Annotated in this window: 24 protein-coding genes and 1 pseudogene; 10 read left to right on the top strand and 15 right to left on the bottom strand. The window is 38.5% G+C overall.

Annotation, left to right across the window (positions count from 1 at the left end; genetic code table 11):
- Positions 1 to 151: 151 nt before the first annotated feature.
- Both U859_RS0112730 and U859_RS0112725 read left to right on the top strand, forming a co-directional pair.
- On the top strand, positions 152 to 673 hold the full coding sequence (locus U859_RS0112730) for an acyl-CoA thioesterase (RefSeq protein ID WP_029985722.1): 522 nt from the start codon (positions 152 to 154) through the stop codon (positions 671 to 673).
- A 69-nt stretch (positions 674 to 742) separates the two neighbouring features.
- Positions 743 to 1924 carry a cation:proton antiporter gene (locus U859_RS0112725; RefSeq protein WP_025143750.1) on the top strand — a complete coding sequence of 394 codons (1182 nt, stop codon included), beginning with the start codon at positions 743 to 745 and terminating at the stop codon, positions 1922 to 1924.
- Positions 1925 to 2166: 242 nt separating this feature from the next.
- Here the strand turns inward: U859_RS0112725 and U859_RS0112720 are convergent, their stop codons facing one another.
- From U859_RS0112720 to U859_RS0112710, 3 genes are all read right to left on the bottom strand, one after another.
- Positions 2167 to 2730: a hypothetical protein gene (locus U859_RS0112720; RefSeq protein ID WP_162799926.1), complete on the bottom strand. Its 564-nt coding sequence runs from the start codon at positions 2728 to 2730 to the stop codon at positions 2167 to 2169.
- Between the two features lie 131 nt (positions 2731 to 2861).
- On the bottom strand, positions 2862 to 3374 hold the full coding sequence (locus U859_RS0112715) for a glycine zipper family protein (protein ID WP_025143748.1): 513 nt from the start codon (positions 3372 to 3374) through the stop codon (positions 2862 to 2864).
- A gap of 212 nt (positions 3375 to 3586) precedes the next feature.
- Positions 3587 to 3991: an EVE domain-containing protein gene (locus U859_RS0112710; protein ID WP_025143747.1), complete on the bottom strand. Its 405-nt coding sequence runs from the start codon at positions 3989 to 3991 to the stop codon at positions 3587 to 3589.
- A gap of 293 nt (positions 3992 to 4284) precedes the next feature.
- Here U859_RS0112710 and U859_RS0112705 point away from each other — a divergent pair, with 293 nt between their 5' ends.
- Together U859_RS0112705 and U859_RS0112700 are read left to right on the top strand one after the other, a co-directional pair.
- Entirely contained in the window at positions 4285 to 4560 is a 276-nt protein-coding gene (locus tag U859_RS0112705; RefSeq protein ID WP_025143746.1) for a hypothetical protein, read from the top strand.
- A gap of 57 nt (positions 4561 to 4617) precedes the next feature.
- On the top strand, positions 4618 to 5211 hold the full coding sequence (locus U859_RS0112700; RefSeq protein ID WP_025143745.1) for a hypothetical protein: 594 nt from the start codon (positions 4618 to 4620) through the stop codon (positions 5209 to 5211).
- On the opposite strand, the gene U859_RS0112695 is transcribed toward U859_RS0112700, so the two are convergent.
- Positions 5195 to 5590, bottom strand: coding sequence for a hypothetical protein (locus U859_RS0112695; RefSeq protein ID WP_025143744.1), 396 nt, complete (start codon positions 5588 to 5590; stop codon positions 5195 to 5197). The two genes, U859_RS0112700 and U859_RS0112695, sit on opposite strands and share 17 nt — an antisense overlap.
- A gap of 208 nt (positions 5591 to 5798) precedes the next feature.
- On the opposite strand from U859_RS0112695, the gene U859_RS0112685 reads away from it, so the two are divergent.
- Positions 5799 to 6749 (top strand): hypothetical protein, encoded by a 951-nt coding sequence (locus U859_RS0112685; protein WP_025143743.1) that lies wholly within the window; start codon positions 5799 to 5801, stop codon positions 6747 to 6749.
- A gap of 271 nt (positions 6750 to 7020) precedes the next feature.
- On the opposite strand, the pseudogene U859_RS31610 reads toward U859_RS0112685, so the two are convergent.
- Both U859_RS31610 and U859_RS0112675 read right to left on the bottom strand, forming a co-directional pair.
- Positions 7021 to 7110, bottom strand: a pseudogene (locus U859_RS31610) (EVE domain-containing protein); the annotation flags it as partial.
- A 1290-nt stretch (positions 7111 to 8400) separates the two neighbouring features.
- Positions 8401 to 8883: a hypothetical protein gene (locus tag U859_RS0112675; RefSeq protein ID WP_025143742.1), complete on the bottom strand. Its 483-nt coding sequence runs from the start codon at positions 8881 to 8883 to the stop codon at positions 8401 to 8403.
- Positions 8884 to 9218: 335 nt separating this feature from the next.
- Between U859_RS0112675 and U859_RS0112670 the strand changes: the two genes are divergently transcribed.
- Together U859_RS0112670 and U859_RS0112665 are read left to right on the top strand one after the other, a co-directional pair.
- Positions 9219 to 10349 (top strand): serine hydrolase domain-containing protein, encoded by a 1131-nt coding sequence (locus U859_RS0112670; RefSeq protein WP_029985721.1) that lies wholly within the window; start codon positions 9219 to 9221, stop codon positions 10347 to 10349.
- Between the two features lie 175 nt (positions 10350 to 10524).
- On the top strand, positions 10525 to 11697 hold the full coding sequence (locus U859_RS0112665; RefSeq protein ID WP_025143741.1) for a TlpA disulfide reductase family protein: 1173 nt from the start codon (positions 10525 to 10527) through the stop codon (positions 11695 to 11697).
- Between the two features lie 146 nt (positions 11698 to 11843).
- Here the strand turns inward: U859_RS0112665 and metQ are convergent, their stop codons facing one another.
- The 3 genes from metQ to metN are packed head-to-tail and all read right to left on the bottom strand — an operon-like array spanning position 11844 to position 14357.
- Positions 11844 to 12665, bottom strand: coding sequence for a methionine ABC transporter substrate-binding lipoprotein MetQ (metQ, locus tag U859_RS0112660; RefSeq protein ID WP_051584689.1), 822 nt, complete (start codon positions 12663 to 12665; stop codon positions 11844 to 11846).
- A gap of 11 nt (positions 12666 to 12676) precedes the next feature.
- Entirely contained in the window at positions 12677 to 13333 is a 657-nt protein-coding gene (locus tag U859_RS0112655) for a methionine ABC transporter permease MetI (RefSeq protein WP_025143739.1), read from the bottom strand.
- The gene (gene metN / locus U859_RS0112650) at positions 13326 to 14357 is read right to left on the bottom strand and encodes a methionine ABC transporter ATP-binding protein MetN (RefSeq protein ID WP_025143738.1); all 1032 of its coding nucleotides are present in this window, start codon (positions 14355 to 14357) and stop codon (positions 13326 to 13328) included. Before metN ends, U859_RS0112655 begins: the two co-directional genes overlap by 8 nt.
- 338 nt (positions 14358 to 14695) lie before the next feature.
- Here metN and U859_RS0112645 point away from each other — a divergent pair, with 338 nt between their 5' ends.
- Complete coding sequence (locus U859_RS0112645) at positions 14696 to 15319, top strand: hypothetical protein (RefSeq protein ID WP_025143737.1); 624 nt, start codon at positions 14696 to 14698, stop codon at positions 15317 to 15319.
- 20 nt (positions 15320 to 15339) lie between these two features.
- Entirely contained in the window at positions 15340 to 15699 is a 360-nt protein-coding gene (locus U859_RS0112640; RefSeq protein ID WP_025143736.1) for a ferredoxin, read from the top strand.
- A 152-nt stretch (positions 15700 to 15851) separates the two neighbouring features.
- Here U859_RS0112640 and U859_RS0112635 read toward each other — a convergent pair whose 3' ends face one another.
- The 4 genes from U859_RS0112635 to U859_RS0112620 form a co-directional block, all read right to left on the bottom strand.
- Positions 15852 to 16541, bottom strand: coding sequence for an ATP-dependent Clp protease proteolytic subunit (locus U859_RS0112635; RefSeq protein ID WP_025143735.1), 690 nt, complete (start codon positions 16539 to 16541; stop codon positions 15852 to 15854).
- Between the two features lie 78 nt (positions 16542 to 16619).
- The gene (locus U859_RS0112630) at positions 16620 to 16889 is read right to left on the bottom strand and encodes a hypothetical protein (RefSeq protein ID WP_162799925.1); all 270 of its coding nucleotides are present in this window, start codon (positions 16887 to 16889) and stop codon (positions 16620 to 16622) included.
- On the bottom strand, positions 16870 to 17430 hold the full coding sequence (locus U859_RS0112625) for an RNA polymerase sigma factor (protein WP_025143733.1): 561 nt from the start codon (positions 17428 to 17430) through the stop codon (positions 16870 to 16872). Before U859_RS0112625 ends, U859_RS0112630 begins: the two co-directional genes overlap by 20 nt.
- 452 nt (positions 17431 to 17882) lie before the next feature.
- The gene (locus U859_RS0112620; protein ID WP_025143732.1) at positions 17883 to 18875 is read right to left on the bottom strand and encodes a helix-turn-helix domain-containing protein; all 993 of its coding nucleotides are present in this window, start codon (positions 18873 to 18875) and stop codon (positions 17883 to 17885) included.
- Positions 18876 to 19035: 160 nt separating this feature from the next.
- On the opposite strand from U859_RS0112620, the gene U859_RS0112615 reads away from it, so the two are divergent.
- Positions 19036 to 19656 (top strand): class I SAM-dependent methyltransferase, encoded by a 621-nt coding sequence (locus tag U859_RS0112615; protein WP_162799924.1) that lies wholly within the window; start codon positions 19036 to 19038, stop codon positions 19654 to 19656.
- Between the two features lie 426 nt (positions 19657 to 20082).
- Here the strand turns inward: U859_RS0112615 and U859_RS0112610 are convergent, their stop codons facing one another.
- A complete protein-coding gene (locus tag U859_RS0112610) occupies positions 20083 to 22341 on the bottom strand; it encodes a glycosyl hydrolase family 95 catalytic domain-containing protein (protein ID WP_025143730.1) in 2259 nt (752 codons plus the stop codon).
- A gap of 133 nt (positions 22342 to 22474) precedes the next feature.
- The gene (gene holA, locus U859_RS0112605; protein ID WP_025143729.1) at positions 22475 to 23494 is read right to left on the bottom strand and encodes a DNA polymerase III subunit delta; all 1020 of its coding nucleotides are present in this window, start codon (positions 23492 to 23494) and stop codon (positions 22475 to 22477) included.
- Positions 23495 to 23554 lie beyond the last annotated feature (60 nt).

The following is a 23554-nucleotide window of genomic DNA, read 5'->3' as shown; positions in this document are numbered from 1 at the left end:
TGTTTTTTGATTGATTGCCACTAATTTTTCTCCTTACCTACAAATTACAATCTTCATAAATGTATTTAATCATCAGCAAAATCCCATTAAAATCTACCGGAATCCATTTAAGGTAAGATTTAACATACATTTTTGTTACTTTTGCGTTCAAATGATCCCTAAAAAGAAATTCGCCAAAGAAAGTTTTACCATCATGAACGAGTTGGTACTGCCAAATGATACCAATACGTTAAATAACCTGATGGGCGGCCGTTTGCTGCACTGGATGGATATTGCGGCTGCTATTTCTGCTCAAAAACACTGTAACCGCATTGTAGTTACAGCTTCTGTTGATAACGTTTCTTTTAAACATCCCATTAAATTAGGCGATGTGATTACCATTGAGGCTAAGGTAACCAGGGCATTTAATACCTCTGTAGAGGTGCGTTTGGATGTTTGGGCCGAGAATATCCCAAGCGGTGCCCGCCAAAAAAGTAATGAGGCTTACTATACTTTTGTTGCGGTAGATCAGAGTGCGCGGACCATACCAGTGCCGGAGCTGATACCAGAAACACCCGAAGAAACTGATCTGTTTGATGGTGCCCTGCGCCGCAGGCAATTGCGCCTGGTTTTGGGTGGAAAAATGAACCCGGATGATGCCAGTGAATTAAAGGCACTTTTCTTTAAAGCATAATTTTTACATTAAATTCCTTCTTGCTTGGCTTGATTGTTTTATTTTAGCGGCTTACCTACGCTGAAAAATATGACAACTTATACCATTCTTATTATTTTAAGCGGATTAGTTATTTTTTCTTATCTGTTTGATTTAGTGGCCAGTAAAACCAAAGTACCATCGGTTTTATTGCTGCTTTTATTGGGTATTGGTTTGCGTTTCCTGGTCGATTATCTTAAAATACAGACTTTTAATTTTCTATCTATCCTCCCTACTTTAGGTACAGTAGGTTTAATTTTGATTGTTTTTGAGGGCTCCCTCGAACTTAAATATGATCAACAAAAAAACAAGATCATTAAAAGCGCTTTTTTTTCGGCTTTAACCATTTTGCTCGGTACCATCAGCGTAATTACGACCATCATTTACCAGATTTCGCACCACGATTTATATACCTGCATTGCCAATGCCATCCCTTTTAGCGTAATCAGTTCGGCCATTGCCATTCCATCGGCCGCAGCCTTAAACAATAAAGATAAAGAGTTTGTGATCTACGAATCGTCTTTCTCTGATATCCTGGGGATCATCATTTTTAATTTCACCATTACCAACCATTCAGTCAATACCTCCGCATTTATCGGTCTGGGTTTAAGTACTTTTCTCATCCTTTTACTATCGGCCATTGCCTGTGTGGTGCTATTATATATTATGGGCAGGTTGGTACACCACATCAAATTTTTCCTGATTATTGCCATACTTATTCTGGTTTATGCCATCGGTCAATCCTACCACCTATCTTCGCTGGTGCTGATTTTGAGTACGGGTTTATTCCTGAACAATGCCGATACCATCCAGCACGCCTGGTTCAGGAGCATCTTTTTATACAAGAATTTAACAGCCGATTTATCGCAGCTTTACCAGTTATCGGCCGAAAGTGCCTTTATTTTACGAACCTTCTTCTTTGTTATTTTCGGTTTTACAATGAACATTGGCGAATTGAACAACAAGATTGTATTGGCGAATGGTTTTTTCATTCTGATCACGATATACCTTATCAGGATGCTCTTCCTTAAAATATTTAAAAAGGATAATTTAGGCCCGATTTTATACATCGCCCCCCGCGGACTGATCAGCATTTTACTTTATTTCAACCTGCCTGCATCGCTAAAAATACAGGAAGTGGGTACGCCATTTTTGTTCCTTGTGGTATTGGGTTCTAGTATTGTAATGACGCTGGGAATTACGCTGAGTAAAAGAAATAATGTGGTTCAGTAGTTCATTGGGTTAATCTTATAAGCTGGTTAATGGTTTATTGGTTGATAGATCATGGTTAATTGCCACTAGGCCACAACTTCAACTTGCTTATCATTCTGAACGCAGAAGACCTACGAAGCAATGCATGAATACTTACCATTGACAAACTCCAATAGAATGATCGTCATCTCGACTGTAGCGCAGCGAAATGGAGAGATCTATCTAGACAGATTTAGCTTCATTCGACGCCAAACGCCCAACGCCTAACGTCTAATCGTAGATGAAATAGATTTCAACTGCTGCAGTTCTGCCAAAACATCTGGATTGGCCTGGTAATAAATGGAATAATAACTCAGCTCGTTTATTTTATTGGCTTCTTTTTGATCGAGATTAAACCTGGCTACATTTGGGTTAATGGCATGGATGGGTAGCGCAACAGCGTTGGCAATTGCGGTAAAAATAACAGAGAAAAAAGTAATTCCAGCTTCTTCTTCTAAGGTTGGTGCTTCTTTGCCCCATTTATCAACTAATTTGCCGCGCTTATCTATTTTGTATTGATCGGGGTCCTGTGTACCTATTTTTATCAGGTTCATCCCTTTATAACCTTTTTTAATTGTTCGGATCTGTACCGTTTTAATATCATTTAAGGGAACGGTAATAAATTCGCCATCGTGATTTAGAATTACGCTTGCCGAATCTACTTTATATAAAATTCCTTTTTGTTTGCCTTTTTCAGTTTTAATCACAGCAATATAGGGCTTCACATTTTGCGCCATGGCATAGCTTAGGGAGAAGAAAAAGAGGAGGGCAACATAGATAGACTTCATGATGTTATTGGTTCATTTGGTTAATTGTATAAACTGGTTAATCGGTTAATTGGTTAACTGAGACCAAACTTCAAACCAGTAAATCGACTAAAGACTACCGGCTCAGGAATTGGACTAAATACGACTGGCGCCTAAGGTTTATCAATATAGTGAGCTTTGGAATAGATTTCCAATTTTTTATACTCAGTAGCAAACAATTTTACATCTTTATTGATCTTCAAAAACATCTTTTTAGCCTTAAGTTCGGCAATAAGGCCATAAGTTGTACCTACTGCAGCCCCCAGAGTGGTAGCAGCCAAAAATGCCACAAGTTGCTCGTTGCCAGATGCATTGTTGTTATCTGTAAATGCCAAAGAACCAATTGCCGCGCCGGCAAGCGTCCCGATCAGAAATCCTTTACCAGTATTAATGCCTTTTTTCTTTAAGCGGATGCTGATGATATTTTTAGCGCGGAGCATGATGTAATTCCCATAACCATCATTCACAGCGACACCTTCAGGAGAAATTTTCTCTATGGTACCTTTTACCACAGGTAAAGAATCAGAAACCACTTTTACCTGGTAATTGATAAATTCCTGCGCTTTAACGCTGTTGAGAAACAGATTACTGATAAAGAAACAGAGCGATAAAAAGAAAATTTTCATTCGAGAGCGGTTTAGTTGGTTAATTGTTTAGATTGGTTAATCGGTTAACTGTTTAAATCGGTTAATTGTTAAAATCGACTAAAGACTGCTGACTCAAGACTTCGGACTAAATTCAATCAATCCACTCCAAACGCCCAACTCCAAACTTTATTACAACCATAACCCCTCGTTCAACAGGCTCCTGACTTTCGACTAAGGACTTTGGACTAAGACTAAGCCCCCATTTCCAAAATCTTATCAAATTCTTCAGCTTTAAGTGGCATTACCGATAAACGGCCCTGGCGCACCAAAGAGATATCTGTTAAACTTGGTTCAGCTTTGATCTGCTCTAAAGAAACCGGATTTTTCAGGCTTTCTATCGGCGATAAATCGACCACTACCCAGTTGGCATCATCAGTAGTGGGATCCTGGTAAAATTCTCTTACCACTTTGGCAATGCCCACTACGTTTTTCCCTTCGTTACTGTGGTAAAAAAGCACTAAATCGCCTTCTTTCATGGCTTTCAGGTTATTCCTCGCCTGATAATTACGCACACCATCCCAAAAGGTACGGCCATCTTCGTTAAATTTTTCCCAACTGTATTTAAAAGGCTCTGATTTTACTAACCAATGATTCATTTTATTCTTAATTTAAAGCTCAAAACTAACAAAACAGAACGGATTAGAAAATAGGTTGAAAAGAATGGGGAAATATAAGGAGATTGAGTGCTTCGCTCTATCCTGAATAAATCTAATCGCATTCCACTTCTCAGCTCACCTGCGTAATCGAAAATGCTGCGCTAACGCTTGTGTTAAAACATAGATCGAACCTCGCTGCTATACAGCTACCAGTTCTCACACATTTTCTCAGTTCGCAGACGGTGAGCTTAAATATCAGTGACAATTACTATATTGTATTTAAATTTTAAACAATGTATCAAGTCACAGGAGAATATACAGATTACGGTAATTCAAGATTAAAAAGCCATTTCTACCTAAACGCCGACCAAGGATTTAATTATACAACATGGAGTCCGCCAATTCATTGGAGTGGGTTTGTCGGAAATCAAAAAGTCACTTTTACTCAAATATCAAGTTCAGGGTCTGACAGAGATGACTTCGACTGGTCGAACTTTCCAAAAGAACTTGAAGGAGCCATATCAGATATTGTAAAAGCTATTGATGATGCTATGCGCATAATGGATTAACCGAAAGCAATAGTTGCTATAAAGCCTCAATAATAAGAATTTTAATGACCATATAGGATGAAAGATGATCAAGAATATGAGAATATTCAAAAGTTTCTTAAAGTGAATAAAGAGATTGAGCAAACCTCATCTCTAATTAAATCTTATGAAAGATATAGTAGAGATACAGCTGATCTCAATACTAAACTTCGAGACTTTGAATCTCAGCAATCACAACTCAGGGATGTTTTAAGTGACCCTAACTCTACTCCGTCAACTGAATCAAGATTTCGTAACCTACATTATCAACTTCAAATTATTCATGAAAAGTTGGCTCTTAACGCTTATGGAGATAAAATAGACCGTAATCAGGGGCTTATTTTAGAAAATTTCATCTACAATGATGTGCTGCGAGATATTGAAGGTTCTCTTAGCTGGGAATTTATTGGAGCCTCTATTCCAACATATTACTATAGTCTTGAAAGTGATTTTGACTTTAACCCATTAAAAGATTTGCTTAGTCAGATAATGGACGAACTAAAAAAGATGAATGAACCACCAGCGCATTTTATTGAATTGTATGCCCTGCATAATGCTATCAGAGATAGAATAATTGAAGTGGCGATTAAGGAGTACAATGAAAATCGAGACAACACTAAGCCACACTATTAATTCTTACAGAATCAATTGGAAAACTATGCAACAGCTCCATAACATGATCAAATCTGCCCAATAACTGACCTTGATTGCCAGAGACTATCTCCCACAAAGGAAAAGAGGATAATATTATCCGGAAATCCTTAAAAGTAATATCCAAATCAATACGCATACCAAAATCAACTAAGATATAGTTGGCATGATAAATATCGCCTTTAGTAACATCTTTAATAATAACAGACCCAATATTAGCATATTCCTCTGGGAAATCCATATCGGGATTAGCTTGAACTCTAGATGTAAATCTAAACTCGGTAAGTCCATCATCACTAACAATAACATCTTCTAATTGATCTCTGTAATATTCTAAATCAATAACTTTACTTATTCTCATTCGTTATAATTATTAAATGGATAACATAGCAAATCTCAAGGACAAAAACAAGATCATGTGTGCAATTTAAACTCAAAAAACATCAAATTCAATCCCAAACTTGCTACTGGAATCAGCATCACAAAGCCTCGAGCCTTATCAGAACAAAATACTTTACATTGCGCAACTACAATGTAAATCTTATCTTTATTGTTAAACGCAATCATATATGAGTAAAGAACAATTAAAAGAAGATGCCCAACGTCTTCTACTTGCAAATGAATTGAATGATTCAAAGGCAGTTTTAGACATTTACAATGGATTCCTATTCAAAGTAATTAATGAACACACAAATCCAGTTGTTAGTCAGTTAAGAGGGGAAGCAAAACTAGTACTGCAAATGGTGTTTACAAAACTATTAAATCTACGTCAATTATTAAATGGACTTAATTATGCAGATGGCCCAAATGGGCTACATAATTTTATTGATCCAACAATAATAGCATCAGGGGTCCGAAATATTGTTGAGCTTGCCTCAACATTTCACACCGTGTATAGATCAGAATATTCTGAAGAGCAAAGAGATATGTTGTATAAGATGTGGGTTATTGCTGGCTTAAAGTACCGTCAAAGGTTTGTTGATCAAAATTCTTCACCAGAAAACATTGCAAAGGCAGCAACAGAAGCCGCTGAGATAGATTCGACAATTCAATCCATTCATCAATCACAACCATATTTGGCTCTTACAGAAGCGAAAAAGGCATTAATTAATCGAGTTATAGGTGACAAGGACTATCGAATAAAACTAGTTAATGGTGATGCTATAAAAGTGCATTGGCAAGAGATAATTCAATTTATGGGCTTCAAGCCGGACTTAACTGGCTCACTTTACACTTACTTATCACTATACGCCCACCCTTCTAATGTGAGTGTTTTCCAGTACCGCAACCTATTTACTGCTGGCGCAGATGATCATATTAAAATGGCTATGTTCAATGTTAAGACCCTAACTGCTATTGTGAGTAAATTTATTTCGGATTACATCAAACTATTCCCCGAGGTCATGGCTATTTTTGAAAGTCTACCAATTTTAGACCAAGTTGTTATAAATTGGATGCTTAAATTAACAACGACGGGTGCGGATACTATTAATGATGCGATGAATGAGTTGAATGACTAATATTCCTCAAATCTGAGTTTGTATTCTCATTCCACTGAGAGAACTTAAGCCATAAATACATGAGGCAACGCATTATCATTTTACTGCGTTGCTTCTTTGCTTAGATGCGATTAAAGCTTGCCTTGTACCATAATTAATTCAAATGATATGGTACAAGAACAAAATCCTTTCAAGGTGGCTGAAGTCGAAGTAAGCTACAAATCAAATTACAACATTACAGAACGATCAAAAATTAACAGTTCGCAAGATGCTTACAGAAGCTTCAAAAACAGCGCACGCCATCCCAAAAGTTACGGCCATCTTCATTAAACTTTTCCCAACTGTATTTAAAAGGCTCTGATTTTACTAACCAATGGTTCATTGTATTTCTTTATTTAAAGTTCAAAACTAACAGAACGGATTAGACTTGATCGTATCTAAAAACTCCATTACACTATTTAATTATGTATATATATAGGTTTAACGCGGCAATAATTCCTATACGAATGCAATGGGAGCGCCTGTAGAATCCTATATTTTTTATGCTACTTAAATAAATATAGTAAAACCCTAACATTGGAAACTGTATAAAATAAAAGAACATTTTATAGAAATCACCGATAACAATGATGGCCATACTCGTGAGGCAAACAGAATAAACGATACCTCCAATTATAGAAAACAAGAAATTGGTCTTCCTTTCATGGCGAAACATAAACCAACCAAAAAAAAGGTAATAAAAAGCCAGTAATAACAAAGTGCTAATTGCTGGAACTATAGAGTGATATGAATCAACCACCGACACAATTGTTGCCAATCCAAAGAATAATTCTTCTGTGCCAAAATATTTATTAATATTCTCAAAAATATACCTGAAACCCAAATTCTAATTATTAATTAGCAATTTACTATAATTTAATATTAATAAAAATTTTGGAGCTTAGCCCTATCTCCGCTATAATCAATTGCGCTACTATATTTCCAATGCCAGGCCTCGTTAACAAAACCTGATACAACCGGATTGTCGTGCAAGTAATCTGCCTTTTGCTCAATAACTGCAGTACTGCATCATTCTTACGGTTTATTGTTATGCTGCCAGACTGATATCCTTTAAAATATGGAATTTATATTTACGGCTCATTCCTTCAATTCTTTGATACTTACACTATTGAAAGCATTTCTTTTTCTAAAGCGGAGATCAATCAATCCTTTCAGATTACTATGCGTGAATTCTTTAATATATTGCCCACCCGGCAAGCGTGCCGCAGCGAACGAAGCTATTCTTTTTACTTCAGAACAACCTTTTTCTGATCTAAAAGCTATTTTTTCTATTTCCGAAGTACCTTTTTCTGCCTGCGAATACCATGATTTGCCTTCGGAAAGACCTTTTTGTTGTAACGAAGCTATTCATTCCTCTTCCGAAGTACCTTTTTGTACATCCGAACACCATCATTGCTCTTCGGAACGACCTTTTTGTTGTAACGAAGGTATTCTTTCTACTTCCGAAGGACCTCTTTGTACCTCCGAACACCAAATTAGTCTTCGGAACTACCTTTTTCTAGTTGCGAAGTTATTCTTTCTACTTCCGAAGGACCTTTTTGTACCTCCGAACACCAAATTGGTCTTCGGAAGTACTTTTAAATGGTAATAAAGCCCTTTTTGGTCATCATGCTTATGGTTGTGGCGTTATATTTTGTTTGCCACGTCCCGGGAAACGTTGTTTCAGGTCATCATAAATGGCCTGGATACCTGGAATGTTGGAGCGGCTGGCTCCTTTTATAGAATGATAGATCACCAAAGCGGCTTCGTAAGCTTCGCCTCCGGCAACCATACCAGTATCTTCCATGGCCCGCAACAGGGTGTTGAGTTGCTGGAAAATGCCATAGATATCGGCAGTTAATTCATTGTCTTTCCTGGCTTCGGCCAAATCGACATAACTGGGCACCAGATTTGGGTTCTGTGCAGCATACTCTAGTGTTTTGTTTACAAAAGCGAGGGTTTTATCGCCCATTTTAAGCATAGATTTCCGCTCTTCAGCGGTTAAATTAATCACTAAAACTGGTGCTAAGGCAGTTTTTAATTGTTCGAATGCAGCGGTAATGGCTGCTGATTGGTCTGCGGTGATTTCGATCGAAATCCTGTTGTTTAAACTCATGGTAAATGGTTTTTAATTAAATATTAATGTTAATTGGCACTCCTCTAAATTTGGGATGAATTAACCATTTACCATGGGATAGCTGGCGGGATAGTGGTTTTTATTGTGGGATATACTGAGTTAAATATAAGAAAAATGAAGGCGAAGGGAAATATATTTTGTTAAAATTTTTGGTAAGGGTTGTTATTTTAGAGATAGATGAAATAGTGGCACCTAAATAAAGTATAAATAGTTGTAATACATTGCACACGAAAAACGCGTGCGCCAGCGTGGCGATGAAGAGTTAATGCAACGTTTTATTTTGTTTAACGTCTAATTAAAAACATGATAAATATATGAAAAAACTATCCCTTCTTTTATCGTTTCTAACGTACACACTGTTCTGCTCTGCACAAATAAATAAAATTAAAGTTCCCACTGATAACAAATTGAAAACTGCGTTGGATTCATTGGTAGATCAATCTGTTTTGGCATTTTTCAATAACAATTCCAGGGTTGGCATTTCAATAGGAATCATTAAAGATGGAAAGTCGTTTATTTATAATTATGGATCAACTGAAAAGGAAAAATCACAATTACCTACGGGAGATACAGTTTATGAACTTGCCTCGATTACCAAAACATTTGGGGCAACTTTGCTTGCAAAAGCTGTTTTAGATAAAAAGGTAAATCTTAATGATGATATACGTAAGTACCTGAAGGAAGATTATCCAAATTTGAATTATAACGGAACTCCTATCACTTTACTCAACCTGGCCAACCTCACCTCCGGATTACCAAATTGGATGCCAGACAAGGATATATTTGGAAAAGCAAATCCAGACTCTATCCCTTATATTTTAGATTCAGTTCACACAACATATAGCAGGCAAGACTTTTACCGTGATTTACATCATGTTGAATTAAAGGTTTTACCAGGAAGTGTTGCCCGCCACTGTAACACAGCCGCTCAATTGCTCGGTTATATTATGGAGGATGTTTATCAAAACACTTACGACAACCTCTTGAAAACGTATTTTGTCAATCCACTTAAAATGAAAAACACATTCTTAATAAAAAGAGGAAAACTGCCTGCACGTATGGCAAAGGGTTATGATAGTAAGGGGCGTATTATGCCGGTTATTGATTGGGATGATCTACAGGTGGCAGCAAGTATAGCGTCTTCAAGCGCTGACATGTTAAGATATATGGCATTTCAACTGAATGAAGGAAATACCGATGTAAAATTAAGTCACAAGCCAACTTTTGGAAATGTTGAAGATGGTGCTATCGCACTTAACTGGAAAGTAAGAAAAACTGATCAGGGTAGGCGCAGCATTTCCCATACCGGAGGTAGTTTAGGCTATAGTAGTTATTTGGTATTTTACCCTGATTTGAATTCTGGCATTGTTCTGTTATCAAACGAAGCAGATCAAGGCACACAGAATGAGCTTATTGCACTAGCAGAGAAGATATCAAAACCATAATCTATGGATTATGATAATGAGTTTTCTATTGATAATCCAAAATAAATAGAGGGATAATTTGATGAACATCAAAAAAAAAATGCCCCGCTGGCGCACGCGTATCGCGTGCGCATTTTCATATCATCATCACAGTGAGTTAACGAGTTTTATTTTGTAATTTTATTATCGGCCAAATATGAAAAATATCTATATCATCTCACTTCTAATCTTTACGGTATATTCTGCAAAGGCACAGAACAGCAAATCGTACGAAATAACGGGAAATATTAAAAATATCCCTCCAGCAAAAATCTACATGGTTACCATGAAAAGATCCGGGAACAATTCATTAAGCCAGCCCATAATCGACTCGGCAATCATATTGGATGGCAGATTTAAATTTCATAGGGATACAATATTGCTGGAGCCATCCTATAATACGAATATTTATTACGTGGACGAAAAAACGAAGGAAAAGAAGCTGCTCAGTTTCGTAAACAAATACAATCCTCAAATCAAACAGGGAAACTTCATACTGGAAAATGCCAATATAAAAATAGAAGGTGACATGAATGGGGATTTATATCTGACCGGATCTCCCGAAAGCGAAATGTTGTATCGCTATGGACTGCCTTCTGCCGGCTTGTACAGAATGACCGCTAAGATAGACTCGTTAAAAAAAATCAAGGATACCGGTAAACTTGCCGAAGCTGTAAAATTCAAAAACGACAGCCTGATATCATTTAAAAACAAGCTCTTATCAATAGCCAAAGAAAACCCATGGAGCTGGATGGCTATGATTAACATCTACCAAAACGCAGAGATGTTCACGCCAACTGAACTGGCAGATATTAGCAGAATTTTCAGTAACGAAGTGATGAACACCACAACAGGGCTAAAACTGTCCAGTTACCAGCGGCAGAGCGGATCTTTAGTTACGGGTGCCAAATTTCCTGATTTTAATTTCAGAGACGTAAATCAGAGATCAATTTCACTGGATAATGTCAAAGGGAAAAAGGGGACACTGGTTATATTTTGGGCGAGCTGGTGCGGTCCGTGCCGGGCAGAAATACCAGAATTAAAAAAATTATATGCCCGCTACAAAACCAAAGGAATTAATTTCATCAGCATCTCTACCGATCATGATCTGAAAGCCTGGAAAAAGGCCGTTAAAACTGAAGCCATGCCCTGGACAAACATTTCAAATTTACCAGGCAACAACAATGACATCAACAGGAAGTACAATATCACCGCAATACCAGCAGTGTTTCTCTTGAACTCCAATAATAAAATAATAATGCCAAATGAATACCGTATTACTGAAATAAGCGATAACCTGAACAGTTTAACGAAGCTAACGGAGAAATAAGTAACCGCTCAACCGCCGCTAAAAAGGAGATCCATCTCATGGCCGGGCGTTGAGACTTGCGCCAGATATGGAATATTTATAATAAAGAATCAGCACAAAACAAAATTCCCCCAATAGCACTTACTACAGGGGGAATATTTATTTTTCTACCAGCCTTTTATCGCTCCTCCTTTAAAAGCAACCTTTGCCGCTTCTTCCACTTCGGGTGATTGGTATGCTTTTACAAAACGTTTAACCTTATCGTCATCCTTATTATCTTCGCGGACAACAATGGCGTTTACATAGGGTGATTTACTGTCCTCTATAAAAAGGCCATCACGGGTAGAAACCAAACCAATAGGTGCTGCAAAAGTATTGTTGATTACCGCAATGGTTACATTGGCATCATCCAGCGATCTTGGAAGCTGTGGTGCTTCAAGCTCAAGGATTTTCAGTTTCTTAGGGTTTTCGGCTACATCATTAAGGGTTGGTAAAAGGCCAACACCTGCTTTAAGTTTTATAAGTCCTGCTGTTTGAAGCAATAATAACGAACGGCCACTGTTGGTGGGGTCGTTTGGAATAATGATGGTACTTTCATCTTTAAGCTCTTTGAGGCTTTTAATTTTCCGGGAGTAACCTGCAATAGGATAAACAAAGGTATTGCCAACGATGGCAAATTTGTAACCACGCTGCTTCGCCTGTACATCAAGATAAGGTTTATTCTGATAAGCATTGGCATCAATATCACCCTGATGAAGCGCCTCGTTAGGCATCACATAATCGTTAAACTGTACCAGCTCCACATCAAGATTGTATTTTTCTTTGGCTACTTTCTGGGCAACCTGTGCAATGGTATATTCGGGACCGGATTCTACGCCGACAATAATGTGGTTGGGATCATTTTTTTTAGCCCCGCCACTGCAGGCCGCAAGAAGAGTTATGGATAATATTAACGCTGAATGAAAACGTTTTTTGAAAGTGATATTCATTTTATAGGATTTTATTTTCTGTGATCAAAATATTTTGAGAGGCGATCGCCTCCGAACTGGATAAGGAAAACGATGATCACGAGCAATACCAAAACGGTATTCATCACCAAAACATCGTAGCCGATATAGCCGTACTGGTAACCAATCTGCCCAAGTCCGCCTGCACCAACAGCACCGCCCATTGCCGAATAGCCAACAAGGGTAATCAGTGTAATTGATGCGCTGTTGATAATTGCCGGTAAAGCTTCCGGAAGAAGAACTTTTCTGATAATCTGCATGGGCCTTGCCCCTAATGCCCTGGCCGCTTCGATAAGTCCGTATGGAATTTCCAGCAGGCTATTCTCAATCATCCTGGCAATAAAAGGTGCTGCACCTATACTCAATGGAACAAGTGCCGCCTTTACACCGATTGAAGTACCAACCAATGCCCTGGTAAAAGGAATCATCCAGACAATTAAAATAATAAATGGAATGGACCTGAAAATGTTCACCAGAACGGCTAAGACACGGTTTAATAACGGATGCTCCAAAATCTGCCCTTTTCTTGTAATAAAAAGCAATATACCGGTAGGCAGTCCCAAAACAAAGCCGAAGAAACCCGAAACAAAAGTCATTACAATGGTTTCTAACGTGCCGCTCAATAAGAGCCTAATCATTGATTCAGACATAACCAAGCACCTCCGCACCGATATTTAAAGTTTTATAATAGTTGATTGCCTTGCTGTGGTTTTCCGCATTTCCCTGCGCCTCTACCAGGATGGTCCCGAATTTTATCCCGGCTGCATGTTCAATCTGGGCAGTAATGATATTGTTGTTTACGCCAAAAAGCCCTGCAACCTCTGATAACACTGCACTATCAGCAGAATCGCCATTGAAAGTGAGCTTGATAATCGGGTTACCTGATCCGGCAGTATTTAATTTAATGCGTGCTTCATATTCCTTTGGCAATGTTACCTTAATGGAAGATGAAATGAATTTTCTGGCCAGTTCGCTCTTAGGATGTGAAAATATCTCGCTTACTGCGCCTTGTTCTACAAGTTTACCCCCGCTAATAATGGCTACTTCATCGCAGATCGCCTTTACCACCTGCATTTCGTGCGTAATGAGCAATATGGTAATGCCAAATTTCTCGTTGGTATCTTTTAAAAGTTTTAAAATGGAAGTGGTTGTTTCCGGATCAAGTGCACTGGTGGCCTCATCACAAAGCAATACCTTTGGGCTGGCAGCAAGGGTGCGCGCAATGGCAACACGCTGTTTTTGTCCACCCGAAAGACTTACCGGATAATCTGCATGTTTATCCGCAAGGCCAACAAAATTTAATAGTTCAGAAACCCGTTCCCGGATCTTTGTTTTTGAGGCACCTTCCAGCTCGAGTGGAAAGGCCACGTTCTGATAAACTGTTCTGGAAGAGAGCAGATTAAAGTGCTGAAATATCATTCCGATTTGCCTGCGTTCTCTGGCCAGCTCAGCGCCTGAGAGTTCCATCAGATTTTTACCATCAATATACACTTCTCCGGATGTTGGCTGCTCCAGCAGGTTTGCACACCTGATGAGGGTACTTTTTCCCGCTCCCGATGCCCCTATTACCCCAAATATTTTACCCCTGGGTACATTTATCGAAACACCTGACAGCGCGGTTATTGTCCTGTCGCGAAGTACAAATGTTTTAGTTATATTATTTAATCTTATCATTTAATTTTCAAAAGCAAATCAATAAAGCTACATGGCCAATGCCAAATAGAACTATAGGCATGCAAATATATAAAACCTATAGGGATTATAGCTTTATATAATTTCCTTTGCTTCAAAGTGCGCTACAGGGAATACCGTCTTGTACCCGGCACCTGAAACCAGGCTTTTGAGTGTGGATGCGGCCAAATCGACCTCTTCTGCAGTGGTATAAGCTTAAATAGTCAAATATAAGTGCTGGAATTTTAAATACTAAGGGTTATATTTGTACAAAGCATAAGGAAATATTTTCACACGCGGCACGCGTGCGCCAGCGATCGGAATAGCTAAGAATAACAAACATGACAAGCAGTTTCATCGCAATTAAAGGTAACTTCTTCGACAAAGCAAACGAAATCTTTGAAATTTTTAAATACGTTGACACCAATCAAGACAAACAGTTTAACGACTGGCAGGAATTCAACGATTATTTATTTGATAATTATTTTGAGCTTGCAAATAAGGAAACGGCAATCAGAGGAATTTGGTCAGACAATGGCTGGACAATAATTAACGACCCTGAAATGGTGGATACGGTTGATGATGAAGCTTTAATAGGGCTTTCAAGAGTTCTAGATACCGACATTATAACATTCCTGATTCAAACTACTTCAAACTCATTTGGCTTTACTGTATATAACGACAACATCAAAAGACAATTTTTTGTTTCTGATGGAGAGGTAACTGATAATTCAGGCTTTCCCTTAGAACAAGAAAATGGTTTGAACATTAACGAGAATATTTTTTCTGACGACATTTTAGAGCTGGCAGGCAAATTTGGGATCGATTTGGAAGGAAAAAATAAACTTACCTATACCGTTAAACAACTTGCATATAATGACGAAATGAAAAAGGAACTTGAACAATTTAAACAACAGAAGCAAGAGACGATTGACGACAATAAGCCTTGGTGGAAGTTTTGGTAGTGACAAAATCATAATATTAAATGGAATTCCTGAAAAAGATCTTTTCAAAAAAGACAAAAGAGAATGATATACCGTTACCAGAAAGGTATCCTGAAAATTCGATGGGAGATTTTTATGTAGAGAACCAGGTTTGTATTGCCTGTGGTGCACCTGAGGCAGAAGCACCAGACTTAATGGAACATTCTAAAATTGAATATGGACACTGCTATTTTAAGAAACAACCTACAACCACTGACGAATTAGACCGCGCAATTAATGCAATGCAAGTGTCATGTATTTCAGGCATTAGATATGGTGGCAAAGACAAAGCAATACTTAAAAGACTTTACGATTTAGATTTGCAAACAGAATGTGATTATAAATTAGAGGATTTAGAATAACCCAGTATAAGCACAAGTCTTAGCGTTTAGACCAAGAGCTATATGACTCGTGCTTGAGATTTATTCTAAAATACAAGTCCGCCCCCTAGCTTCTAGCAGGGCCGGACTTGCGCCAGATCTATTTAAAACTCATATTGAAATCAAACAAACCTCTAACCCTCACGCGTCAGCACCTCATCTATCATTCCAAATTCTTTTGCTTCGATGGCACTCATCCAATAATCGCGACTGGCAATTTCATTGATCCGTTCATAACTTTGTCCGCTATGTTTCGCCAAAATATGGTACAGATCCGACTGGACTTTTAATACCTCTCTGATCCTGATATCCATATCAATGGCGGTTCCCTCTGCCCCACTGGAGGTTTGATGGATCATTACCCTGGAGTGCTGCAGGGCCGAACGCTTGCCGGCAGCACCGGCACACAACAGCACCGAACCCATGGAAAGCGCAATGCCGGTACAGATGGTGGCTACATCCGGCGCAATAAACTGCATGGTGTCATAAATACCAAAGCCGGCATAAACCGAACCACCAGGCGAATTGATATACAACTGGATGTCTTTTTGTGTATCAACAGACTGCAAGAAAAGCAATTGTGCCTGTATTACATTTGCATTTCGCTCATCAACTGCCTCACCTAAAAAAATAATTCTGTCCATCATCAGTCGCGAAAAAACATCCATCTGTGCTACATTCAACTGCCGTTCTTCTGTAATATAGGGTGTCATTGCAACAGGCGTGGTATAGGCAGGCGTCCTGGCCATGTACTGATCTACGTAAAGGCTGTTTAAGCGCTGGTGTTTTACCGCATAAAGGCGGAATTCTTTGTTAATATCCATCGTGTTGGTTTTAAATTTCGGGCATAGCGATGCCCCTGCCCCGATAATGGCGCATGATTTATATATTATCTTAATTGTTTATTTGCGGAACAAACGCATTACCTTTTGCCTGAAGCTTTGATGCTCAGCGGTATTAAACAGCGTTTCGTGTATGTTATTGATTTCATTTTTCAGCTGTTTCCGGCCATAATCACGCACTGTATTGTAGGTTTTATTTTGCCAGTACACTTGTTGCTCCAGTTCGGGCTGCAGGATCATTTTGGCTTCGAACAGGAAACTTTCTCCATCCTTAGCATCCGACAGCAGATAATGTTCTATTAAACGGAGCTCATTCAACGATGTCTTCATATTTTAAGGATTTTTCTTTAACCGTTTCTTTAACTTTTTCGAGGCACTTAAATTTCTGAGCCGTTGCAGACCGTGCGCCTGAAAAACCGAATCGCCCTGCCAGTGTTTCCATATCCAGCTTTTCATAATAGAAGGCACTGAGCAACTGCATACATTTCTGCCCGGCGCGCTCCAATAAATTCATCAGTTTTCGTGAAGAAATTTCCTCATACTCAACATCTGTTAGATCGATTTCTTTATTAAAAATAAAATCCTGAACATCAAGGGTAACTTGCCTGTTGTTTTCTTTAAAACGCCTGACCCATAAATATTTGGCAATCCCAAATAAATAGGCTTTTTCCTGATACTTCGGTACAAAGCCTGAAACCTGTACTTTCTCGTAATATAAAACCAGTGCATCCTGAAAGATGTCTTTTGCTTCCTCAAATGATCCGCCCATCCTGCTTACGTGCCTGGCCACCAAAGGAAAGGCCTCCTGATAGAGTTTCATAAAAAGCGCTTCGCGGTGGTTCGGCTTCTCTTTGATGGATGTTGCTGTCATGATTACTATGCTTTATATAGTATGTGGGAATTTTTGATCAGATATCACCTAAAATTAACAATTATTTTTCCCCCCTTTTAGTCCAATATGTAGAAATTAACACTGAAATTATTTTAGTGCTCTATGCCGCACGGCATCAAACTTTTGAGGCATCAAAAGTATGCAAAAATGCTTCGTCAATCCAGCAATGGGCCTTTTACACAATCCTTATACACATCAAAAAAACAGCGGCACTTTGTTTTGTTTGTTAGTGCTAAGTGAAAGGTTTTTGCAAACATGAAACACAAAACCACTGCGTTTTAGGTTTGATAGTGCCATTTGTACTGTTTTGCTGCTGTTTTTTTGATTTCCCGGCCCTTGGGATTGACAGGCGTGCTTCGGTAAAATCTGTGTTTTATTAAAGTTGGTTAGCAAAATGCCTAAACTATATTGAATATTTGTATTTCATCAGATCAACCCTTCAACTTACCCGGTGTTACCGCAAATTTCTTTCTAAAAGCATTGCTGAAGTGTTGTACTGATGAATAACCAAGCATAAATGCCACAGATTTTATCGACCGGCCTTCCAAGAGCAATTCTTTTCCGTGGTTAAGCCTGTAATCGCTTAAATAACCAAATATGCTGTTATCAAATAGCCCTTTAAAACCCTGTTTAAGTTTAAATTCATTAATACCGCACAATTTGGCCAGCTCAGCAACCGATGGTGGCTGGTGGAAATTCGCGATGAGATAATCCCTTGCATGATAAATACAATCCCTGTCGTAAGTAGAATGTAAAGCCAAAGGCTGTTTTTGGCTGATTGCCCGTTCAAAAGCTTCGGCCTGGAGCACAAGTAATTCTATACATTTCGACTCAATGAACATGCGCTTCAACCCTTCGGGATAATCACAATCAAGAATATCCCTGATGCAGTGCTGCATTGCCCATGAAATGGGAAGGTTCTCATCTGCTATCTGTGCATAACGGCCTGTATCTGCATAGTCTGCCAGTATCTGCAATGCCCTGGTCGAGTTTTCTGCCAGCTGCAAAAACTTTTCTTTAGCAAAATGCACCTCAAAAAAACGGTAACTGTGCCCGGTATCATATTCTCCTGTACCATCCAGTTCGGGCATATAAATGATATTCTGCTGGTTGGAATTAAAAATGTATTTCTGCTTATTTACCCTGTTAAATATGGTTCCATTGCCCGACAAGGTAAAACGTAGTTTAATCATATCGGGTACATCGTTGGTAGGGCTAAAATACATCTGTTGTTGCTTAAACATGATGTCGCCATATACGATGTAAATATCGGGGATATTGATCTGTACCAATTCTGCATCACTAAAAGAAAAATTGTATTTCTCCTTCCGCTCCGTAACCAATCCTCCCTGAACCGGAAGCTCATCAAAGCTCCCCCCAACCTTTTTCCAGGCCCCGTAATCCTTACCTACATTGATTCCCATAATGGCAATTATCAAAAAAAAAGCCGAACTAATGTAATGGGATTATCAACAATTCGATTTTCTGTAAAAGAAAATCCTTTTTATGTAAAAGTGTACAGGAGGTATTTTTCAATTTTGCCCGAATTGCGAAATGAACCGCGAGAGATTAATAACCAATATCATGGAGGAGCAAGCAGACCTTAATACATTAACCCTAAACCCTAAAATCGACGTTCTCCCACCCAAAAAAAACATCATTTTTAAATTAGTACATCATTTAGTCCTTAAAACTGAAGCAAAAGTATTAGAAATCGGCCCAGGCAGTACCGAACACCTCCCCTATCTTTTTAAAAAAGCTGAAAACATCAGTTATTCGGGTGCATATAATAATGAATCCGCAATAAGGGATGCCTTTTCAACATATAAAGTTGAAGATAATGCAATACACTTGACCAAAATAGCGGATAACAAGCTCGATTTCGAAGATATTTCCTTCGATTGTTGTTTTACCGCCAATACCATTTATTTCTGGCCGGATCCTTCACAGTACTTATCAGAAGTGTACCGCGTATTAAAACCAAAAGGAAAAATGAACCTTGCCTTTGTTGAAAAAAACTTTGGTGGAGACCTGCCCTGGACACAGCTCGATTTTACATTTTACGAAATTGATGAAGTAAAATCATTTTTCAAACAATCGGGTTTTGTAAATATTGAAGTAAAGGAAATGATGGAAACCGTAACGGATAAAGATGCTAAGGAAACAAGCAGGCCATTTATCATCGTATCAGGCCAGAAAAAATAGTTGATCTGATTAAATTTCACACCTTATTATTTTTAAAAGATTAAGGTAAATCGTGACGGAAGCAAATTTGATTCATGGAAGCTAATCCATCATTCATGGAGCAATTGTACCTTTTCACCTATTATCTATTTCAGCACACCTTCTTGTAAGATATTTTTGTGTAATCATATAATTTAATATACACAGGTAACTAAACACCTCGAGCTAGGAAAATAGGGATATTGTACCTACTCAATAGTTATTATCTAACTGTGATATTAAAGATGACCATAAGAGGGGGGTTCCGGGATGATTTACCCCCTCTGCTTTTTTGTTAATGTTGTGATTTAAGTTAATTAGTAATGGCACAGGAATAATTCCTGAGCCATTATTTTTTATTTTCTAAAATTTTAGCATGCCTTCGGATCATTATGATTGCTTAAAACATTATTCATAACCATTTTCGAAAGTGATGCTTTGCTGCTTTTTCAGGTTTACTTCAATAATGCCATCATTATCCATTTTTACAAACCCAGCCGGAAAATTTTTGACAACATAAGTTCTAAAGGGTAGTTTAATTCTTAATAAGCCAGCTTTTTCTGCATAAATTTTCACCTGGGTTGGAACGCCGTTTTCTTTGACGCCACTTACTAAGAAAGCACCTTCCGCGCGCAAATTATTAAAAGAAACGTCTTTCCAGCTTTGCGGTGTAGCTGGAAAAGCCTGAATATAATTGCTCCTGCTTTGCAATAAAAGCTCTTGAACGCCTTGTGCAAAGGCAAAATTTCCTTCTAAGGTAAAAGGGCGGTAGGTAAAACCGGAGTACTGCCCTCCTTTTTGATCGCCGTTTAAATGAAAACTGTTTGGCGAACAGAAATTGGATGCAAAAATTTCGAGTTGTTTTACGGCCTTATCGGCCTGATAGGCACGGGCATATAAGGAAGCCATCCAGCTAAAAGAATAACCACACCAGGCACGGGTACCAATTTCTTCTAAACGCTTCAAAGAATTATCGATAATGGTTTTATCCTTTTCATGGTTAACATCTAACAAATCGAGGGGATAAATGGCCATATATTGCGACATGTGCCGGTGCGAACTGGTTAAATTTGATCCTGGCGCAATGGTAAAACCCGTTTCGTTTATTTCATAATCAGGCAACTGACTGAGTATTTCCGTCCAATGTTTGCTTTCGTCTATTTTGCCATTGGCCTTACTTACTTCGGATGCAGCTTTAAACAGAAACTTAGCTAATGACAAATCGAAATTGGTCCAGTTTAAAAACCAGGCTTTGATACTGTTATCATTATACTCCGGACTAGAGCTCAGCGGCAGCATCCTTTTTCCTTCTTTTAATCTTGTGATATTCTCCAGATAGGTTGCTGCGTCATGAATATACGGATAAGCCCTGGTTTTAAGAAACGTATCATCCATACTATATTTCCATTGCCAATAAAAATGCTGCGAGGTCCATGCGCTAACAGTTGGCGAAAGCGCATACTGGATCCACCCACCCATTGGGTCACCGTTTAAGGTAATTACCCCGGGAACATTTAAACCTTCCACAGCAAAATACTGTTTGGTATAAGTAAGATTCCGCTCCCTGATTTTCCATAACCAATCGGTAAAAGTTGCCCCCTCTGCCAAATGGTTGGCCGTATAACTTGGCCAATAACTCAGTTGGGTATTTAAATCGTTGTGAAAATCTCCTTTCCAGGGTGGCAAACTGCCGTTATCGGCTGTCCAAACGGCTTGTAAAGTAATTGCAGGTGCCCCTTTTCTCGCCACGCAGCCCAGCTTGTACATTTCTAAATAGTATTGTTTCTGAATGAGTTGATCTGGAACATTAATGTTCGATTTACTCCAAAAATCTTTCCACCATTTGGTATGGCTAACCCAGCCTGTAGGTTCTTTCGCAGTAGCAGAAATTGCAGTTAATGTTGCCGTTTTATCGTTGCTGATGGTCCACGAGCCAATTACATTACCATTCGGCATTTTTTTCCATTGCACCAACACCTCGTAATAATGTCCCTGGTAAGTAGGCTGATGATAGCGGATACTATTACTTGTATTGGTAACCGTTCCCTTTGCATAACCCAGTTTTTGCAAACCACTTCCGGCATGGCTATTATCTCCTTTTTCTGTTTGAGTATTGTTATAATTATGAACGATTAAATCAGGCAAAATTACAGTTAATTTAAGGTTCTCAAAACTAAAATACCCCTGCGCCCCGGTAGCATGAATATAGCAGTTAAAAATGGTTCCATCTTCGAATTTCACCGTGTTTAGGGCCGTTTCAATGTCCAGTTCGTTTGATTTAACCCTCCCCAGCTTTGAAATATCAAATTCCACTGCCGCAGCAGGCAGTTTGGTAGGATAAGGGCTTGAATCGTAAGGTTCGTCGCCTATTTTTTGAACAGCTGCATAATTATTTTGATGTACCTGCTCCTCTACCCATTTAAAATTAAGTTTCGATATATCAAGGGCTTTACGTTCATCCCACAGGTCGGCACGGTCTAAAGAAAGGCGGAGTTTATTGTTCTTTTCCCAGATTAAGACGCCCAGCATGCCATTGCCCAAAGGCATGGCCTCATCCCATTTATTGGCCAGTTTGGGAAAGGAAAGGTTATAAGGTTTTAGGGATTGAGCATAAATAAAGCTACTCATGCACTGAAGCATCAACAGTAAAAAGATTTTAGTTTTCATTTGTGTTTAGAAATGGTTAGCAACCGTAAAAGGTATCAACTTCTAAAATAATGATATTTAACGAGACTAAAATCCTGAAAATTTGCGCAAACGTTTGACAGGTAATATAGAATACTTTTCTGCTAATAAAAGATTAGTGCACAATCTTGAAAACAAGCTCTTTTAACAGCTCGCCATCATCTACGTTCCCGGTACTATCTAAACCTTTGCTTTTTAAGTCGTATTCGCGGAGCAAACCAATAACCTGAAAAACTTTGCCAGTATTGTAATTGCGGGCAGCCACTTCGTAATCTTTGATAAAAAAGGGCGGAACACCCAATGCAGATGCGGCATCGGCCTTATTGGGGATGTAATGATATTTTAAAAGTTTGGTGAAATAACCGCCCAAATTGGCCAAAACCATCACTGTTGGATTGGCCTTTGGATTGCTGGCGAAGTAATTGATGATTTTATTACATTTTAATACATCACGGATAGCCAAAGCCTTTTGAAGTTCGAAAACATTGTATTCTTTACTAATGCCGATATTTTTCTGAACATGATCGGTGCTGATTGTCATTTCTTTCGGAACATTCAGCATTAACTTCTCAATCTCATTGGCAATTTTAGAAAGATCGGTTCCCAAATATTCGGCCATTAATGCTGATGCCTGCTGATCGATTTTATAGCCTTTTTCTTTGATAAATTCTTCGATCCACGGCACCAGTTTATAATCGCGTACAGGATCCGACTGGAAAATTATTCCACTTTTATTGATTGCCTTATAGATTTTTTTACGTTTGTCGAAATTGGCATATTTATAAGCCAGGACCAAAATGGTACTTGGCAACGGTTTTTCGAAGTAATTGAGCACAAATTCGCCCTCTTTTGAGCTATCTTCTTTGCCCCATTTTAAATCCTGTGCCTCTTTAATAATTACTACCTGATAGTCTGACATCATCGGATACCGCTTGGCAGCACCCAAAACAGTAGCCATATCGGTATCTTTGCCATATAAAACCGTTTGGTTGAAGCCTTTTTCGGCATCACTTAGCAATTTATCCTCAATATAATCGGTTACCTGATCGATATAGTAAGATTCTTCACCATGTAAAAGGTACACGGGTTTAAATTTACGGGCTTTGATGTCCTTAATAATTTCGGCAGCAGTCATTGCCGTAAAATTACGATTTAGGTTTAAGGATTTGAGTAAATGTTTATAAGTTAAGAGATT

This window comes from Pedobacter jeongneungensis, assembly GCF_000633455.1.
Lineage (GTDB): Bacteria > Bacteroidota > Bacteroidia > Sphingobacteriales > Sphingobacteriaceae > Pedobacter > Pedobacter jeongneungensis_A.
This window is presented reverse-complemented; position numbering and strand designations above follow the sequence as displayed.

What these genes read in the sequence shown, in the direction of transcription:
- U859_RS0112730 (WP_029985722.1), top strand. Translation starts at nt 152, where the DNA reads ATGATCCCTAAAAAGAAATTCGCCAAAGAAAGTTTTACCATCATGAAC.
- U859_RS0112725 (WP_025143750.1), top strand. Translation starts at nt 743, where the DNA reads ATGACAACTTATACCATTCTTATTATTTTAAGCGGATTAGTTATTTTT.
- U859_RS0112720 (WP_162799926.1), bottom strand. Translation starts at nt 2,730, where the DNA reads ATGAAGTCTATCTATGTTGCCCTCCTCTTTTTCTTCTCCCTAAGCTAT.
- U859_RS0112715 (WP_025143748.1), bottom strand. Translation starts at nt 3,374, where the DNA reads ATGAAAATTTTCTTTTTATCGCTCTGTTTCTTTATCAGTAATCTGTTT.
- U859_RS0112710 (WP_025143747.1), bottom strand. Translation starts at nt 3,991, where the DNA reads ATGAATCATTGGTTAGTAAAATCAGAGCCTTTTAAATACAGTTGGGAA.
- U859_RS0112705 (WP_025143746.1), top strand. Translation starts at nt 4,285, where the DNA reads ATGTATCAAGTCACAGGAGAATATACAGATTACGGTAATTCAAGATTA.
- U859_RS0112700 (WP_025143745.1), top strand. Translation starts at nt 4,618, where the DNA reads ATGAAAGATGATCAAGAATATGAGAATATTCAAAAGTTTCTTAAAGTG.
- U859_RS0112695 (WP_025143744.1), bottom strand. Translation starts at nt 5,590, where the DNA reads ATGAGAATAAGTAAAGTTATTGATTTAGAATATTACAGAGATCAATTA.
- U859_RS0112685 (WP_025143743.1), top strand. Translation starts at nt 5,799, where the DNA reads ATGAGTAAAGAACAATTAAAAGAAGATGCCCAACGTCTTCTACTTGCA.
- U859_RS0112675 (WP_025143742.1), bottom strand. Translation starts at nt 8,883, where the DNA reads ATGAGTTTAAACAACAGGATTTCGATCGAAATCACCGCAGACCAATCA.
- U859_RS0112670 (WP_029985721.1), top strand. Translation starts at nt 9,219, where the DNA reads ATGAAAAAACTATCCCTTCTTTTATCGTTTCTAACGTACACACTGTTC.
- U859_RS0112665 (WP_025143741.1), top strand. Translation starts at nt 10,525, where the DNA reads ATGAAAAATATCTATATCATCTCACTTCTAATCTTTACGGTATATTCT.
- metQ (WP_051584689.1), bottom strand. Translation starts at nt 12,665, where the DNA reads ATGAATATCACTTTCAAAAAACGTTTTCATTCAGCGTTAATATTATCC.
- U859_RS0112655 (WP_025143739.1), bottom strand. Translation starts at nt 13,333, where the DNA reads ATGTCTGAATCAATGATTAGGCTCTTATTGAGCGGCACGTTAGAAACC.
- metN (WP_025143738.1), bottom strand. Translation starts at nt 14,357, where the DNA reads ATGATAAGATTAAATAATATAACTAAAACATTTGTACTTCGCGACAGG.
- U859_RS0112645 (WP_025143737.1), top strand. Translation starts at nt 14,696, where the DNA reads ATGACAAGCAGTTTCATCGCAATTAAAGGTAACTTCTTCGACAAAGCA.
- U859_RS0112640 (WP_025143736.1), top strand. Translation starts at nt 15,340, where the DNA reads ATGGAATTCCTGAAAAAGATCTTTTCAAAAAAGACAAAAGAGAATGAT.
- U859_RS0112635 (WP_025143735.1), bottom strand. Translation starts at nt 16,541, where the DNA reads ATGGATATTAACAAAGAATTCCGCCTTTATGCGGTAAAACACCAGCGC.
- U859_RS0112630 (WP_162799925.1), bottom strand. Translation starts at nt 16,889, where the DNA reads ATGAAGACATCGTTGAATGAGCTCCGTTTAATAGAACATTATCTGCTG.
- U859_RS0112625 (WP_025143733.1), bottom strand. Translation starts at nt 17,430, where the DNA reads ATGACAGCAACATCCATCAAAGAGAAGCCGAACCACCGCGAAGCGCTT.
- U859_RS0112620 (WP_025143732.1), bottom strand. Translation starts at nt 18,875, where the DNA reads ATGGGAATCAATGTAGGTAAGGATTACGGGGCCTGGAAAAAGGTTGGG.
- U859_RS0112615 (WP_162799924.1), top strand. Translation starts at nt 19,036, where the DNA reads ATGGAGGAGCAAGCAGACCTTAATACATTAACCCTAAACCCTAAAATC.
- U859_RS0112610 (WP_025143730.1), bottom strand. Translation starts at nt 22,341, where the DNA reads ATGAAAACTAAAATCTTTTTACTGTTGATGCTTCAGTGCATGAGTAGC.
- holA (WP_025143729.1), bottom strand. Translation starts at nt 23,494, where the DNA reads ATGACTGCTGCCGAAATTATTAAGGACATCAAAGCCCGTAAATTTAAA.